This is a genomic window from Betaproteobacteria bacterium (genome assembly GCA_016194905.1).
Classification (GTDB): domain Bacteria; phylum Pseudomonadota; class Gammaproteobacteria; order Burkholderiales; family JACQAP01; genus JACQAP01.
In genome coordinates, this window is the sequence record JACQAP010000021.1 from 269,524 (window position 1) to 284,280 (window position 14,757).

Here is a 14,757-nt window from a genome sequence, read left to right on the forward strand (position 1 = left end):
ATCGAACCGGCCATGGATTCCAAGCATCTCTATCAGGAAGTGATCCTCGATCACAACAAGAAGCCGCGCAACTGGGGCAAACTCGCCGATGCGAGCCATCAGGCTGAAGGCCTAAATCCCCTGTGCGGCGACCATATCTGGCTGTCGCTGAAGATGGATGGCGACAAGGTCGGGAGCATCGCGTTCGAAGGCGAGAGCTGTGCGATCTGCAAAGCGTCGTCGTCGATGATGACCACGAACGTCAAAGGCAAAAGCGTGGAAGAGGCTGAGCAACTGATCCGGGAGTTCCGCGACATGGCGACCGGGCAGCTTGACACAGGCACCCAGCCGAACCATCTCGGACGCCTCAGCGTATTCGCCGGGGTTCGCGATCTGCCGTCGCGTGTGAAATGCGCGATCCTGCCTTGGCACACGCTGCACGCCGCACTCAATTCCGAAGCAACCATATCCACCGAAGGCGACCGGGATCCGGTCGCTACCGAACGCTGATGCCCAAGATCGCCGACCTCGAGTACACGCCGAATCCGAATGCGCGCAAATTCGTCCTCAAGGAGCCGCTGACCAACGGTCTCGCGCGTTCGTTCGAGAACGCGGAGCAGGCGCAGCGCGATGAGCTTGCCGCGAAGCTGTTTGCCATTCCGCATGTGACGAACGTGTTTTACATCGACAACTGGATCACGGTGACCCAGGACGGCGAAGCCGACTGGCAGAACCTGCTGCGCGATGTGGCGACACCGATTCGCGAAGCCCCGGCTGCGGAGAAGGCCTCGGAGGAATTCGCCAAAGCTGCTGCCTGGCTGGCGAAGGATGAAGGCGGTGGCGCGACGCTGTCCGAAAGCGACAAACTCAAGCTCGATCAGATCAACGAGTTGCTGGACGAGGAAGTGCGGCCCTTCCTGCAAGGCGACGGCGGTGATCTCTACGTTGTCGGTTTGGAAGGCAGCACGCTGAAAGTCCACTACCAGGGCGCTTGCGGCACTTGCCCGAGCTCGATTTCCGGCACGCTGGCCGGCATCGAAGGACTGGTCAAGCGCATCGATCCCGAGATGGAAGTAGTTTCCGTATAACGGCGGTAACTGGTGATCGGTAACTGGTGACTGGTAAAAGCAGCGGCTTGGCCGCGTCCGATCCAATCACTACTCACCAATCACCAATCACGGTCTTCCATGTCTGACTGGATTTTTGTCGCCGAGGCCGCAAGCCTCCAGCCCGGCCACTATGAGACCGTCGATCTCGATGGCACGCTGGCGGCGGTGTTTAACGTCAACGGCGAGTTTTACGCGATCGAGGACGTCTGCACCCACGACGGCACGGTGCTGACCAGCGGTACGCCGATCGAAGGCGACGAGATCGTGTGTCCGCGACACGGTGCGCGCTTCTGTGTCAGAACAGGCGAAGCGCTTTCTCCTCCCGCGTACGAACCCACTGCCACGTTTCCGGTGAAGGTCGAAGATGGGAAAGTCTACGTCCGCGACAATCGCTGGGACTGAGAAGTCGAGTCGCTACACAAGTCGCGCCGGTTGCGTAAGGCGGTAACCAAAGCCTTTTCTGACTCATCGAACGCGATTGCTTGCCGCTTGCCAGCAAGTTCGACAGACTATTGGCCTTGTCCCAGCGAAGACTGCCTCAGTGATTTTGTGCAGCGGTTGACATATTTAAGCCGCATCGCTGCGCTCAGCGAAGACACCTGAGCACGGATTCCGATTCCGCAGGCAGACGTTGGAATGCCCAACGACACTTTTGTTGTCAGCCTCTGTCCTACAGGTCCTGCATTATTTCCTGCGCTATTGGTACTTCTCATCAGGACTTGTTACGAACTCCTGGTCGCACCAAAACCGATTTGAACGCCTCAAAACATTCGATCTGCAAGATCTTTTTTCCTCGGTTTTTCGGGCTAGGAGATTGGGCCGGCACTTCGTCCAGAAAGTCTTAAGAAATGACAAGGCGTTACGGGGGAAATCTTAAGCCGGCTAAAGTTATCAAAGTGTGAGATTTGCTCTTGTAATCAATTTGTACGATAAATGGAGCAAAGATGAGTCAAAGCACTGCGTCATAACGGAGCGGCTCACGACTGTCTCCAACTCGCAGTTGCCGTTCTCGTGAAACCCATAATCGTCGGAAGTGGGGGAGAGATGGAAGACTTCAGCAAGCTCAATCTCATCGGGCAATCGCCCGCGTTTCTCGGCGCGGTAGCTTTGATCGGAAAGTATGCGACCTGCGACGCGACAGCCCTCATCGAAGGCGAAACGGGAACCGGAAAAGAGGTGGCGGCCCGCGCGATCCACTACTTGAGCCAACGGCGCGGATTTCCCTTTATTCCGGTTAACTGCGCAGCGCTTCCGGATACTCTGATCGAGAACGAGTTGTTCGGCCATCGGCGCGGCGCGTACACAGACGCTCGCACCGACCAGCCGGGCCTCGTTGCACTGGCGCGTGGCGGCACGCTTTTTCTGGACGAAGTCGACGCACTATCGAAAAAAGGGCAAGTTACGCTGCTGCGCTTTCTTCAGGACCGTCAATTTCGCCCGCTCGGCGCAACGCGCGAGGAGCAGGCCGATGTGCGGGTCGTCGCGGCCAGCAATCGCGACCTCGAAAGAGAGGTAACTGCGGGCGAGTTTCGTCTTGATTTATTCTATCGCCTGAAGCTGCTGCATATTGTACTGCCGCCATTGCGCGAGCGATGCGGAGATCCCAAGTTGCTGGCAGAGCATTTTGTTGGAAGCGCGGCTGGACGCTATGGGAAGCCGCGGCTTCCTGTAGATCGCGCGACGCTCGACTGGTTCGAGCGCTACGCCTGGCCAGGGAATATCCGCGAGTTGGAGAACCTTGTTCATCGCTCCTTCCTACTTGTAGAAGGCCCGCAAATATCGATTGCGGCGCCAGACAACCTTCGCAATGCGTCGCAGGTTCGTTCGGGGCTCAATTATCGCCAAGCGAAGAGCCGGGCGATCGCCGAGTTCGAGTCGCAATTCCTTTCCAACCTGCTCAGCCGGGCGCAGGGTAACGTAAGCGCTGCAGCACGTATCAGCGGTACTGAGCGTCGTCAACTCGGGCGACTGCTGAAGAAGTACGGCATATCCAAGCAGACTCTGCAGGCCTGATTCCTTCGCAAATCTAGCAGCTCGCGATATCTCGTCGGGCCTGCATAGGCGCGCGCGGGTGAATGTTGGCCCGGCGCGGGTCATTTCTGCCCGCGCCTGCAAATCTCAACAGACTTCAGCGCTTACGGAATTTCGCCGCGTTTGTTGGGTCGTGGTCCACCCGACGGCGCGCTGGCTTACATAGAGTCTTATCTTTACAAAACAAATACGTACTGTGTCCAAGTGGATCGGCATGCGGCTTGCATACTCGACAGGCGTATGCGTGGATGCAAGAGACCACTTTGTGGCGGACGTCTCCAATTCATTGAAAGTCAGATTGAGGGACGTGATCGTTCGACACTTCCAGAGGTATCCATCGGCTCGCGACACAGAGCACGGAATAATTTCGTCCTGGCTAACACGCAGAGATTTCGAGAGAACGCCACCGCATCTCATATCGGAAGTGCTAAGCGAATTGGTCGAGGCCGGAATGGTGGAAGTCGACAGAGCAAGAGGGGTTGATCCTTTATACAGCCGTGGCCGGAACTTTATCGATGTGTCCCCGCGGCGCGGGCGCTGAAGAGTCGGATACCGCGTGCCCGAATTTAGTTAATTAGTATGCAAGCGAATTTAAATCATACAACGAGGTGCAATCCATGCCAGTAGCTCTTTCCTACCCAGGCGTCTACATCGAAGAGGTGCCCAGCGGTGTGCGCACAATTAGTGGTGTGTCCACGTCGATTGCGCTATTCCTCGGCTGGGCTGCTCGTGGTGCGACTAACCGCGCAGTGCGACTGACGAGCTTTGCCGACTATGAGCGCGAATACGGCGGGCTCGACACGCGCACGCTACTCGGCTATGCGGTTAAGCAGTTCTATGACAATGGCGGCTCCGACTCCTATGTACTACGCATCGCGGAAAACGATGCGGCGAGCGCAACTTGTTCAATTGGCGATCTCAATATCACGGCCAGTTCACCTGGCGCCTGGGCGGTAGACTATCGGGTACGCCTGGTGCGCCGCCCCGACGATGCTACGCGGTTCCGGCTCGATGTGCTTCACATACCAAGCAACGGAGCCGTAGTCGAGACATTTGAAAACCTGTCGATGAGCGACAGCGACGCGCGCTTCGTCGAAGCCATGGTGAACGAACGATCAGCCTACATGATTGTCACTGCGGCGACGGCCAACACGCCAGCCGAAGCGACGGTTGATCTAGATGCGACTACGCCCGGTGATGATGGAACGGTGATCGGGCCCGCCGCCGCCAGCTTCCGCGCCGCCGTGCTCGCGCGCTTCGGCCTCGGAACCATCACCGACCGCATCGACATTTTCAACATCGTCTGCGTGCCCGGCCTCACCGAAGCCGCGACGATCTCGACCCTTCAGCAGCACTGCCACGACCGTCGCGCCTTTCTTATCGTCGACAGTGCCGAGAACGACACCGTGGCCGGCGTGGTCGCCACGCTGGCGAACAAGACTGGCGCCGACGCGCTGAACTCGGCCCTGTTCTTCCCGTGGGTGCGCTCACCCGATCCACTGCAACAGGGAGCCTTGCGCAACTTCCCGCCCTGCGGGTTCATGGCCGGCATCTTTGCCCGCACGGACGGATCGCGCGGTGTCTGGAAGGCACCGGCCGGGAGTGACGCCAGCCTCACCGGCGCCACCGGGCTCGCGATCACGATGAGTGACGCGGAGAACGGCCAGCTCAATCCGCACGCGGTCAACTGCCTGCGCTCCCTGCCGGTCTATGGCACGGTGGCCTGGGGCTCGCGCACCTTGCACGGCGACAGCGACCGCGGCTCAGAATGGAAGTACGTGCCGGTGCGGCGCACGGCGTTGTTCCTGGAAGAGAGCTTGTACCGCGGCACGCAGTGGGTCGTCTTCGAGCCCAACGACGAGCCATTGTGGGCGCAGATCCGCCTGAACGTCGGAGCCTTCATGCAGACTCTGTTCCGCCAGGGCGCGTTTCAGGGCAAGTCGCCGCGCGAGGCCTACTTCGTCCGCTGCGACAGCACAACCACCACGCAGGCCGACATCAACCTCGGCATCGTGAACATCCTGGTCGGCTTCGCGCCGCTGAAGCCCGCCGAGTTCGTGGTGATCAAGATCCAGCAGATCGCGGGTGACATCCCGACCTAATTGACGGTCGCTTTGCACGTCCTCAAGGAGAAAACGAATGGCACAGTTTTCCGTCAACGCCCAGCGCTTCGATCCGTACAAGAACTTCAAATTTCGTGTCAAGTGGGACGGGCGCTACGTGGCCGGCATCAGCAAGGTGTCGGCGCTGAAGCGCTCCACCGAGGTGGTTGAGCACCGAGAAGGTGGGGATCCTTCCACCTCGCGCAAGTCGCCGGGGCGCAGCAAGTACGAGGCGATCACCCTCGAGCGCGGCGTGACGCACGACACCGAGTTCGAGAAGTGGGCCAACAAAGTCTGGAATTTCGGTTCCGGCCTGGGTGCCGAGGTGTCGCTGAAGGACTTCCGCAAGGATGTACTCATCGAGGTCTACAACGAGGCCGGTCAATTGGCACTGACCTACAAGGTGTTCCGCGCCTGGGTCTCGGAGTTCCAGTCACTACCTGATCTCGACGCCAACGCCAATGCGGTTGCCATTCAGAGCATCAAGCTCGAAAACGAGGGTTGGGAGCGCGACTACGACGTGGTTGAGCCGAGCGAGCCGAGATTTACCGAACCGGCCTGATGCGGGAAACGTGCATGGCCTGCCGACTCGAAGCCGATGCGCTGCTCGCGTTGTGGGAACGAGCGCTGGGGCAGGGCGCGTCGGCGCGCGAAGACGCGCTGCTGGGGGCTCTGCCCGATGCGGCCGCCGCACCCCGCACGCTCGGCGAGCGCAACGCGCGGCTGCTGGCCTTGCATGCGCACCTGTTCGGCAGCGAGCTTGCGCTGTTGAGCCACTGCCCGACATGCGGCAACGCGGCGCAGTTCAGCGTTGACTGCGAGGCGCTGGCGGCACAAACGCCGGCGACTCACGCCGCGTCGCCGCCGCATCGCCTCGACACACAAGGCCACTCGATCGAGTTCCGCCTGCCCGGCAGTGCCGACATCGCCGCCGCGTCCAGCGCGCCAAACGACGATGAGTTCGCGAGTGAACTGCTGGCGCGTTGCGTGCTCGCCTGCACGCGCGACGGCGCGAGCGTGCCGCTACGCGATTTACCTGCGACAGTGCTCGATGCGCTGTCCCAGCGCATGGAATTGCTCGACCCCGCGGCCAGCGTTTCGTTCGAACTTGAATGCCCGCAGTGCGCGGAGCATTGGGACGCGCGTTTCGACGTCGGTCAACTGGTGTTTCAAAAGCTGCAGGCAGCAGCCGAGCGCGTGTTGCTCGACGTCGATGTGCTGGCCCGCGCCTACGGCTGGACCGAACCGGAGGTGCTGTGCTTGAGCCCGGCGCGACGCGCGGCCTACCTCCAGTTGGTCACTGCATGATGGACTTCCTGCGACGCCTGGCTCCGCCACGCGAGGGCGACCGCGCGCGTGCGGTCGCCGTGTTGCCGTCGCGCTTCGCGGGCGACGCGCCGCTGCGTTCGGCCTCGACGCCGAGTGATGTCCTTGTGACGTTCGATGATGCGCCAGCGCCGTCGAGCGCACAGACTCCCTCGCCCGAAATGTACACAGCGGCGCCCGAGCGCTTCATCGCACGAACAGCACAGCGCGCGCCGGTCGGTCCCGAGGCGGTCGACGGCGCGCAGCCGGTGGCGAGCGCGCCCCTCGATACGCCGCACGTGCCGCCACGCGAATCGACATCACTCATGCGCCCGACGCTGCGAGCGGCGAACGCTGACGCAGCAGTCCCCACTTGGCGCCACGACGCCGTCGCGCACGATGAACACGCCGCGATGCATGCGAAGGCCATTGCCGCCGCGCCCGCGCAAGCGAGGCCAGACAGCGAGCCCCCCGTCGTCGCGCCACACATCGTGAGCCCGCTGTCGCATGGCGCCGTGGCCGCGCGCGCGCACCCCGCCGCGGTGCCGCGCCCAGTGATCCACGTCACGATTGATCGCATCGATGTGCGCGCACCTGCCGTGCCGTCGCACGCGGCACCGGCCAAGCGGGCGAGCGCCGCGCCCAGCGTGTCGCTCGCCGACTACCTGCGTGGCAGCGGGCCCATGCGACGCGGAGGCACAGCGTGAGTTCCCCGCTGGCGATAGGCGCCGTCAGCGCCGTCCTGCGCAATTTGCTCGACAACGGTATCGTCGAGCAGGTGGCGCTGGGCACCACGGTGACCGTTACTGCGACCGCGCCCGACATTGTCAAGCTCGATGCGATCGAGGATCCACCGCAGCTCAACATCTTTCTGTACCAGGCCACGCCCAACGCGGCGCTGCGCAACGACGACCTGCCGTCGCGCTCGTCGCGCGGTGATCGCCTCACCAACCCGCCGCTGGCGCTGGACCTGCACTACCTCGTCACCGCCTACGGCAAGAGCGACTTCCAGGCCGAGATCCTGCTCGGCTACGCGATGCACTTGCTGCACGAGCGGCCCATGCTGGACCGGGCGGCCATCCGCCTCGCGCTGGATCCGAGCCCGCTCGATGTGTCGATGCTGCCGCCCGCCTTCCAGGCGCTCGCCGCGTCTGACCTGGCGGATCAGGTGGAGTCGATCCGCATTACGCCGATGGTGATGTCCATAGAAGAAATGTCGAAACTTTGGTCGGCCATCCAATCGCACTATCGGCCGTCGGCGGCCTACCAGGTGTCGGTGGTGCTGATCGATGCGCAACGCCCGGGGCGCAACCCGCTGCCGGTGCTGTCGCGCGGTCTCGTCGACCCGGTGACCTTGCGCGACCGCGGCGTCGTCGTCAGTCCAGACCTGTTGCCGCCGGTGCCCACGTTGTTCGGCGTCGAGCCGCCGGCCAAGCAGGTCGTCGCGCGGCTGGGCGAGTCGGTCGCGGTCACCGGCATCCGGCTGGCCGGCGGCGGCCCCACCGCGCTATTGACGCACCGCTTGGTCACGACGCCGATCGAGATTCCGGTGGTGCCGAACGCGGCCGGCACCGGCTTCTCGCTGGCGCTGCCCAACGATGCGGCGGCGCAGACCAACTTCGTGCCCGGACTATGGCAGTTGAGCCTGCGCGTGATTCCCCCGGGCGAACTGAATCCGCGCGAGACCAACGGCATCGCGCTGCCGATCGCGCCCGACCCGGTTATCGCAGCCGACGCCGGCCTGGGATTGCCCGCCGCCTCCGCGGTGCGCGGCGGTGTGCCGCCGCAGGTAATGGTCACGCTACACTCGCGTCCCCAAGTGAGATTGGGACAGAGGGCCAGCCTCGCGCTCGATGGCACCACGGCCGAGGCGGTAGCCCGTGCAGCGCCGAGTGACCCGCTCGTGTTTAATTTTCCGAACACTGTATCCGCCGGCAACCGTTGGTTGCGTCTGCGCGTGGACGGCGTCGATAGCCCTCTGGTGCTTCGAAGCGTCCCTGCGCCGGTGTTTGACCCGACGCAACAGGTCGCGGTGCCGGCATGAATCGCCGAGCCGACTCCTTGCTACAGGAAGCGGCCTCGCTGGCCTGGCCCGAGCGCAACCAGCGGTGGTTGTCGCAGCGCCTGGCGTTTTGGCGCGAACGCATTGAGCGGCGCGTTGAAAACACGAACGCGGCGATGTTGTCCGAGTCGATCGCGCAGGCAGACGCCGCCGCCGATTTCGAGCCGGCTGCGCTGCAGCTTGGCGCGCTGTTCGGCCTGTCGATGTTTGAACGCGAGCTCCTCGTCCTCGCGGCCGGTACCGAGATCGACGCCGCGTTGCGCGATACCGTCGCGCAGGCGCAAGGCGCGGCGCCGGGTCAACCGGTGCGTCTGAGTTTCGCACTCGCACTGGCCCTTTTGCCCCAGCCGCACTGGGACGCGCTGTCGCCATTGGGCCCGTTGCGACATTGGCTCCTGCTGGAGGTGGACACCCGCCCCGGGTTTACACAAAGCCTGCTGCGCATCGACGAACGCGTGCTGCACTATCTGACCGGTGTGGCGGCATTCGACGAGCGGTTGATGGGCACGGCGAAATTCGAAGATGCTTTGCCCGACGCGTCTGCGATAGACGTCGCGGCTCGCATCGCCGATGCAATGGGTGCGTTGCGCGAACCGCTGGTGATGCTTTCCGATGCGACGCAGGACGCCGCGCGTCGCCGCGCCGGCCGCCTGCTGACCCATCACGCTTTCCAGCGAATGAGCTTACGGACACTGTGGATAGACGTACCCGCTATCGCCGGTGATGCGCGCGAAATCGTCGATATCGCTCGTCGTATCGACCGCGAAGCCGCGCTCGCCTCGGCAGGCGTTGCGCTCGTCATGGACGCCGAGGCTGGCGATGGTGCCAGAACCTTGCGGCTCGTTGCAGCGCTGCGAAGCCCGCTCGTCGTTCTGGGTCTCTTCAGTCCGCTGCAATTGGCCGAACTGCCGGGACGACAGGTGTTGCGCTTCAGCGTGCCGCTGGTAAAGGCCGTGTCGCAAGGCTCGCTGTCTCCGGCGATTCAGCGAGCGGCGGAGCGCGCATTGCAGCAGTTCCGCGTCGATCAAGCGTTGCTTGACCAGGCGCTTGCATCGCTGGCTGACGTTAACGACGAAGCAGCGGTGGAGTCCGAGTTGTGGGACGCGTTGCGGGAATCGGCCCGCGGCGGTCTCGACGCTCTGGCGCAGCGCATCGAAAGCCGCGCGAGCTTCGACGACCTGGTCGTGCCGCCATTCGTCGCCGCGCAGCTGCGCGAGATCGCGAGCCAATTGCGGCATCGCCAGCGCGTCTACGACGACTGGGGTTTCGGCGAACGCCACGGCCGGGGCCTGGGCATCGCCGCGCTGTTCGCCGGCGAAAGCGGCACCGGCAAGACGCTCGCCGCCGAAGCGATCGCCAACGAGGCGCGGCTGGATTTGTACCGCATTGACCTCGCGAGAGTGGTCAGCAAATACATCGGGGAGACTGAGAAAAACCTCTCGAAGTTGTTCGACGCCGCCGAACGGAGCGGCGCAGTGCTGCTATTCGACGAAGCCGACGCGCTCTTCGGCAAGCGCAGCGAGGTCAAGGACAGCCACGACCGCTACGCCAACATCGAGGTGGCGTATCTCCTGCAGCGCATCGAGAGTTATCGTGGTCTTGCGATCCTGACGACCAACCTGAAAAGCGCTCTCGACCGAGCCTTCCTGCGGCGCATTCGCTTCGTCGTGCAGTTCCCGTTTCCCGACCTGGCCGCCAGGGCCGAAATCTGGTGCAAGGTATTTCCGGCGCAGGCGCCGGCCCGGCAGCTGCAATCCCGGCAACTCGCGACCCTTGCACTCTCGGGTGGCAGCATTCGCAATGTTGCGCTGAACGCCGCGTTCATCGCGGCCGCGGGCGCCGGCAAGATCGACGTAGCGGCGATCCAGGCCGCCGTTCGCGCTGAATTCGCCAAGCTCGACCGGCCGCTAGGTGAACTGCGGTTGGAGACTTGAACATGGACCGCGAGATCACATCAAGCCGGGCTAGCGACGGCGCACGGGCGGCCGGCGTTGTATATGTGCAGGTGCGCCGCGTTCAAATAGATCCCGCAGCAGCAGCGGACCCTGCCGCGCTGGAGTTCGCTGTGGCCGTGGCACTCGGCCGTCAGCTGGGCATGGATAGCCCGCTGCCCTTGCAAGCACTTGCGGCAGGACTGTCACTGAGTCTGGCCGCAAACCTGCCGCCGGCGTGGGCCGCAACGAGCGCGCGCGCCAAGCAGTGAGGAGAATGCAGCATGTTCCAATCCCGCAGTCCCTTTTCCCCGACACCGACGGCGAGCATGGTTCGGCCATCGGCTGCCTCGCGCAATGATGCAATATCGCCGGCATCCTTCGGTGCGGTCGATGCGCTCGGAGCAGATGTGCCGGGCTACGGCGACGTCCCGCTGTCGAGCCGGCGTCCGGGCGGTTCGGGCTGGCACGCGAGAGGCCTGCGTGGGAACGCGTCCAGCTTCGACATACCCGCAAAGGCGATATCTGCTGGCGGCTCCGGTACCATCGCCAACAGGTACACGCCCGAGGCCTCGGACAAGAGCACCAAGATCGTCTTCATCCAGGTCATGCGTGAGTCGCTTGACGGTGCCGCCGCCAAGCCTTCGGCCTCCGACCCGAGCTTCGCCTACCAGGATTCGGACACTACCAGCGACATGTACCACGTCGACTACGTCAGCGGCGAGAAGGACCCCTACTACAACGGCGACGATGCGAACGACTTCGGTGCGCAGGGCAATGCAGCGGCCAAGCCGCCGGTGGCGGCGTCGACAACTGACACCCCGAGGTACCCCGACGCCACGTTCCCCGTTGGCACCTCTACACTTCTGTACGAGTTCCGTACCGCAGCCTTTAGTGCCGCCGGCTCCGATGCCGGCACCTATTACGGCTATGCCGACTGGACTTATGCCAAGCCCAAAGGCAGCCCTGACGCCACGGCAATTGTGGGGACCAAGGCCGGTGATCCCGGCAGCAATTTCAAAGATGCCGTCGCATTGTTCTGCTCGAACCATGGCTTCACTCTGCCGCCCGGCGGCGGGCTCGGTAGGGGTACGTCAGCACTGATCGGCGCAGGAATTGGCGGCGCAGTGGGCGCAGCGCTCGGCGCATTCGGTGGTCCGGTCGGTGCGCTCGTCGGCGGGCTGATCGGTGCGGGCGTAGGTGCCATCGCGGGTGCGATCGCAGGCTGACCTTCGACGCAGGCAACGCACCATGAGCCTTATTACAGCCCCCAAACTGGTCAAAGGCGGCCTTGTTGTTCTCAACGCGAGCGGCGGTGTGAAACGCACAATTGCCCTCCAATACAACCCCGACTCGCTAACACGCAGTTATCAGGTGCAGGGCGTGGGCGGCGACGGTGGAGCTGAACGAGCGCAGCCGTTCCGCCTGAAGGGGCCGGCCATCGAGACCATTAAAGTCGATGCCGAGATCGATGCGACCGACGCGCTCGAACATCCCGACCAGAACGCCAACGCCGTGCAGTTCGGCATCGCCCCGCAGCTTGCAGTGCTGGAAAGCCTGGTCAATCCGACCAGCGCGGAGCTGCTGGCGCACAACGCGTTGTTGCAATCCGGCACGCTTGAAATCCTGCCGCCCGAAGCGCCATTGGTGCTGTTCGTGTGGAGCGCGAGCCGCATCGTGCCGGTGCGCGTCACCGAGTTTTCCATCACCGAAGAGGCCTTCGATCCGGCGCTTAACCCGATGCGCGCCAAAGTGAGCCTGGGCCTGCGCGTGATGAGCACTGACGACCTGGGCTTCGATCACCGCGGCGGCAGCATTTTCATCAACCACCTGCGCGGGCGCGAGGCGCTGGCCGGCAAGACCGGTGCGGCGTCGCTTCAGTCGCTCGGTTTGAACAATCTTCCGTGAGTGAACGCCATGACCGACCCTGTCCAACTTCTCATCGATGCCGGCGCGATTCCGAGTGCGCCGTTCGTGCCGCAAAGCCGCTACAACGGTGTGCCCTTGAGCGTGCTGCAACTTCGCCCCGACACACCTAGGCAGGTCTATGTGCTCCGGCGCTTCATTCCCACGCCGAGCACGCTGGCAATCGCGGAGCGGCATGCGGTGTCGGCGCTCGATCGGCCCGACCTGCTCGGTGCCAAACACTTCGGCGATCCGCTGCTGTACTGGCGCATCGCCGATGCCAACGCCGTCGTCGATCCGAACGAACTCACCGACACGTTGGGCCGGCGCGTCGACATTCCGCTACCGCCGGGGATGTGAAATGCAAGGTGGCATCAAGCTCCAACTGCTGATCGGCCCAGTGCCGATTCCTGCGCCGCGGGAGGTGGTGGAGGCGCTGACGTCGGCGAAGGTCGAGGCCGGCGCCGGCGAAACGCAGGCTGGCTTCGAGTTGACCTTCGATCTGCCGGCGCGGTCTCCGCTGCGCACGCTGTTTTTGCTCACAGGCGGCGGCAGCCTGCCGCTGATGCGCGTGGTGCTGGTGGTGCAGATCGGCGGCCACGCCGAGTCAGTGATCGACGGCGTGACCACCAACGTGGAAACGCAGCCGGGCGAGGGCGGCGTAAGCAAGCTCGTCGTCAAGGGCAAGGACTTGAGCGCGCTCATGGACATCATCGAACTCACCGGCCTGCCGTACCCCGCGATGCCGCCGGCCGTGCGCGTGCTACTTGTGCTCGCCAAATACGCGGCCTTTGGCGTAATTCCGATGGTGATCCCGAGCATCGTCGAGGACTTGCCGATTCCGGTGCAGCGTATTCCACAGCAGCGCGGATCCGACTATGAGTACGTGAAGACGCTCGCACAACAGTGCGGGTACGTGTTCTACCTGGAACCGGGGCCCGCGCCGGCCACGTCGAAAGCCTACTGGGGGCCGGAGATCCGCATCGGCGAGCCGCAGCCGGCGCTGTCAACCAACATGGACGCGCTGACCAATGTCGAGCAATTGAATTTCAACTTCGACAAGGAGCGCAAGACGATGCCGATCGTGTTCTTCCAGGAACCGATCAGCAAGGCGCCGATCGGCATTCCGATTCCCGACATTTCTCCGTTGAACCCGCCGCTCGGCTTGGTGCCGCCGCTGCCGCCCAAGCTGGTGAGCTTGGACAACACGGCGCAGATGTCGCCGCTGTCGGCACTGATGACCGGCCTAGCCTATGCGGGGCAGCACAGCGACTCAGTGTTCGGCAATGGCCGGCTCGATGTGACGCGCTACGGACGCCTGCTCAGGTCGCGCCAGCTGGTCGGCGTGCGCGGTGCGGGGCTGCCGTTCGACGGCCTGTATTTCGTCAAGAGCGTCACGCATGACATCAAGCGCGGCGAGTACAAGCAGAGCTTCACGCTGGCTCGCAACGGCTTGGTCTCCACGTTTCCCACGGTGCCCGTATGAGCGCAGGCCCCTTCTTCGGCAAGTACCGCGGCACGGTGATCAACAACATCGACCCGATGCAGATCGGCCGCATCCAGGCGATGGTGCCCGACGTCGCCGGCTTCATTCCGTCGAGCTGGGCCATGCCCTGCGTGCCGGTGGCGGGCATCAACATGGGCATGTTCACCGTGCCCCCGATCGGGGCCGGCGTATGGATGGAGTTCGAGCGCGGCGACCCCGATTATCCGATCTGGGTCGGCGGCTACTGGGGCAGCGCGACCGAGACGCCGGTACTCGCGCACGCCGTGACGCCGGGCTTGGCGGGCATCACGCTGCAGACGACGCTGAAGAACGGCATTGTAATCAGCGACACGCCGGGTCCCACCGGCGGCATCCTGATCCAGACCACCACCGGCGCGATGGTGTCGGTCAGCGACGTCGGCATCATCATTTCCAACGGCAAGGGGGCGGCAATCAACATGACCGGCCCGACGACCGACGTCAATCTCGGCGCGCTGACCATCATCTAGCGAGGACGATGCGATGCCCGCCCCCATCCTCCACCTCGGCGCCACCGTGCTGTGCACCCATGCCGGCCAAGCCACGCCGGCCGCGCCCTTTCCGCGGGTGATGGTGTCGGCGCAGCCGGTCGTCACGCTCGCCACGCCCTACGTGATTGCCGGTTGCGGGCTCACCGGCACGCCCACGCCGCCTTGCGTCAGCGGCCAGTTCATCGTCGGCGCAGGGCGGGTGCTGGCCGGCGGCACGCCTGTGGCCACGCTGATGAGCCAGTCGGTCTGCGTTCCCACCGGTACGCCGATGATGCCCGTGGTCGCGCAGAGCCGCGTCCTCGCCACATGAAAGATCT

At 63.7% G+C, this 14,757-nt stretch carries 17 protein-coding genes; all 17 read left to right on the forward strand.

The window, feature by feature from the left end; translation table 11 throughout:
- Nucleotides 1-12 precede the first annotated feature (12 nt).
- On the forward strand, nucleotides 13-489 hold the full coding sequence (locus tag HY067_15395) for an SUF system NifU family Fe-S cluster assembly protein (protein MBI3529339.1): 477 nt from the start codon (nucleotides 13-15) through the stop codon (nucleotides 487-489).
- Nucleotides 489-1,067, forward strand: coding sequence for a NifU family protein (locus tag HY067_15400; protein ID MBI3529340.1), 579 nt, complete (start codon nucleotides 489-491; stop codon nucleotides 1,065-1,067). The genes HY067_15395 and HY067_15400 overlap by 1 nt, the downstream gene beginning before the upstream one ends.
- Before the next feature lie 99 nt (nucleotides 1,068-1,166).
- Nucleotides 1,167-1,490, forward strand: coding sequence for a non-heme iron oxygenase ferredoxin subunit (locus tag HY067_15405; GenBank protein ID MBI3529341.1), 324 nt, complete (start codon nucleotides 1,167-1,169; stop codon nucleotides 1,488-1,490).
- 642 nt (nucleotides 1,491-2,132) lie between these two features.
- Nucleotides 2,133-3,101 carry a sigma 54-interacting transcriptional regulator gene (locus HY067_15410; protein MBI3529342.1) on the forward strand — a complete coding sequence of 323 codons (969 nt, stop codon included), beginning with the start codon at nucleotides 2,133-2,135 and terminating at the stop codon, nucleotides 3,099-3,101.
- Between the two features lie 635 nt (nucleotides 3,102-3,736).
- Nucleotides 3,737-5,221, forward strand: a complete 1,485-nt coding sequence (locus HY067_15415) for a phage tail sheath family protein (protein MBI3529343.1) — start codon at nucleotides 3,737-3,739, stop codon at nucleotides 5,219-5,221.
- Nucleotides 5,222-5,258: 37 nt separating this feature from the next.
- Complete coding sequence (locus HY067_15420; GenBank protein ID MBI3529344.1) at nucleotides 5,259-5,783, forward strand: phage tail protein; 525 nt, start codon at nucleotides 5,259-5,261, stop codon at nucleotides 5,781-5,783.
- 41 nt (nucleotides 5,784-5,824) lie between these two features.
- Nucleotides 5,825-6,529, forward strand: coding sequence for a hypothetical protein (locus tag HY067_15425; GenBank protein ID MBI3529345.1), 705 nt, complete (start codon nucleotides 5,825-5,827; stop codon nucleotides 6,527-6,529).
- Nucleotides 6,526-7,233 carry a hypothetical protein gene (locus HY067_15430; protein MBI3529346.1) on the forward strand — a complete coding sequence of 236 codons (708 nt, stop codon included), beginning with the start codon at nucleotides 6,526-6,528 and terminating at the stop codon, nucleotides 7,231-7,233. Before HY067_15425 ends, HY067_15430 begins: the two co-directional genes overlap by 4 nt.
- On the forward strand, nucleotides 7,230-8,570 hold the full coding sequence (locus tag HY067_15435; GenBank protein ID MBI3529347.1) for a DUF4255 domain-containing protein: 1,341 nt from the start codon (nucleotides 7,230-7,232) through the stop codon (nucleotides 8,568-8,570). The genes HY067_15430 and HY067_15435 overlap by 4 nt, the downstream gene beginning before the upstream one ends.
- On the forward strand, nucleotides 8,567-10,522 hold the full coding sequence (locus HY067_15440; protein MBI3529348.1) for an ATP-binding protein: 1,956 nt from the start codon (nucleotides 8,567-8,569) through the stop codon (nucleotides 10,520-10,522). Before HY067_15435 ends, HY067_15440 begins: the two co-directional genes overlap by 4 nt.
- 2 nt (nucleotides 10,523-10,524) lie before the next feature.
- The gene (locus HY067_15445) at nucleotides 10,525-10,791 is read left to right on the forward strand and encodes a hypothetical protein (protein ID MBI3529349.1); all 267 of its coding nucleotides are present in this window, start codon (nucleotides 10,525-10,527) and stop codon (nucleotides 10,789-10,791) included.
- A 12-nt stretch (nucleotides 10,792-10,803) separates the two neighbouring features.
- Nucleotides 10,804-11,748, forward strand: a complete 945-nt coding sequence (locus HY067_15450) for a hypothetical protein (GenBank protein ID MBI3529350.1) — start codon at nucleotides 10,804-10,806, stop codon at nucleotides 11,746-11,748.
- Between the two features lie 22 nt (nucleotides 11,749-11,770).
- Nucleotides 11,771-12,427, forward strand: coding sequence for a hypothetical protein (locus tag HY067_15455; GenBank protein MBI3529351.1), 657 nt, complete (start codon nucleotides 11,771-11,773; stop codon nucleotides 12,425-12,427).
- 9 nt (nucleotides 12,428-12,436) lie between these two features.
- Nucleotides 12,437-12,784, forward strand: coding sequence for a Base plate wedge protein 53 (locus tag HY067_15460; protein MBI3529352.1), 348 nt, complete (start codon nucleotides 12,437-12,439; stop codon nucleotides 12,782-12,784).
- A 1-nt stretch (nucleotide 12,785) separates the two neighbouring features.
- A complete protein-coding gene (locus HY067_15465; GenBank protein ID MBI3529353.1) occupies nucleotides 12,786-13,910 on the forward strand; it encodes a hypothetical protein in 1,125 nt (374 codons plus the stop codon).
- Nucleotides 13,907-14,419 (forward strand): baseplate assembly protein, encoded by a 513-nt coding sequence (locus HY067_15470; protein MBI3529354.1) that lies wholly within the window; start codon nucleotides 13,907-13,909, stop codon nucleotides 14,417-14,419. The genes HY067_15465 and HY067_15470 overlap by 4 nt, the downstream gene beginning before the upstream one ends.
- Before the next feature lie 13 nt (nucleotides 14,420-14,432).
- Nucleotides 14,433-14,750, forward strand: a complete 318-nt coding sequence (locus HY067_15475) for a hypothetical protein (GenBank protein MBI3529355.1) — start codon at nucleotides 14,433-14,435, stop codon at nucleotides 14,748-14,750.
- The last annotated feature ends 7 nt before the right edge of the window (nucleotides 14,751-14,757 follow it).

Excerpts from the sequence above, each read along its gene's own strand:
- HY067_15465 (MBI3529353.1), top strand. The coding sequence starts at position 12,786 with ATGCAAGGTGGCATCAAGCTCCAACTGCTGATCGGCCCAGTGCCGATT.
- HY067_15430 (MBI3529346.1), top strand. The coding sequence starts at position 6,526 with ATGATGGACTTCCTGCGACGCCTGGCTCCGCCACGCGAGGGCGACCGC.
- HY067_15450 (MBI3529350.1), top strand. The coding sequence starts at position 10,804 with ATGTTCCAATCCCGCAGTCCCTTTTCCCCGACACCGACGGCGAGCATG.
- HY067_15420 (MBI3529344.1), top strand. The coding sequence starts at position 5,259 with ATGGCACAGTTTTCCGTCAACGCCCAGCGCTTCGATCCGTACAAGAAC.
- HY067_15455 (MBI3529351.1), top strand. The coding sequence starts at position 11,771 with ATGAGCCTTATTACAGCCCCCAAACTGGTCAAAGGCGGCCTTGTTGTT.
- HY067_15405 (MBI3529341.1), top strand. The coding sequence starts at position 1,167 with ATGTCTGACTGGATTTTTGTCGCCGAGGCCGCAAGCCTCCAGCCCGGC.
- HY067_15445 (MBI3529349.1), top strand. The coding sequence starts at position 10,525 with ATGGACCGCGAGATCACATCAAGCCGGGCTAGCGACGGCGCACGGGCG.
- HY067_15460 (MBI3529352.1), top strand. The coding sequence starts at position 12,437 with ATGACCGACCCTGTCCAACTTCTCATCGATGCCGGCGCGATTCCGAGT.
- HY067_15415 (MBI3529343.1), top strand. The coding sequence starts at position 3,737 with ATGCCAGTAGCTCTTTCCTACCCAGGCGTCTACATCGAAGAGGTGCCC.
- HY067_15410 (MBI3529342.1), top strand. The coding sequence starts at position 2,133 with ATGGAAGACTTCAGCAAGCTCAATCTCATCGGGCAATCGCCCGCGTTT.
- HY067_15395 (MBI3529339.1), top strand. The coding sequence starts at position 13 with ATGGATTCCAAGCATCTCTATCAGGAAGTGATCCTCGATCACAACAAG.
- HY067_15440 (MBI3529348.1), top strand. The coding sequence starts at position 8,567 with ATGAATCGCCGAGCCGACTCCTTGCTACAGGAAGCGGCCTCGCTGGCC.
- HY067_15400 (MBI3529340.1), top strand. The coding sequence starts at position 489 with ATGCCCAAGATCGCCGACCTCGAGTACACGCCGAATCCGAATGCGCGC.
- HY067_15470 (MBI3529354.1), top strand. The coding sequence starts at position 13,907 with ATGAGCGCAGGCCCCTTCTTCGGCAAGTACCGCGGCACGGTGATCAAC.
- HY067_15475 (MBI3529355.1), top strand. The coding sequence starts at position 14,433 with ATGCCCGCCCCCATCCTCCACCTCGGCGCCACCGTGCTGTGCACCCAT.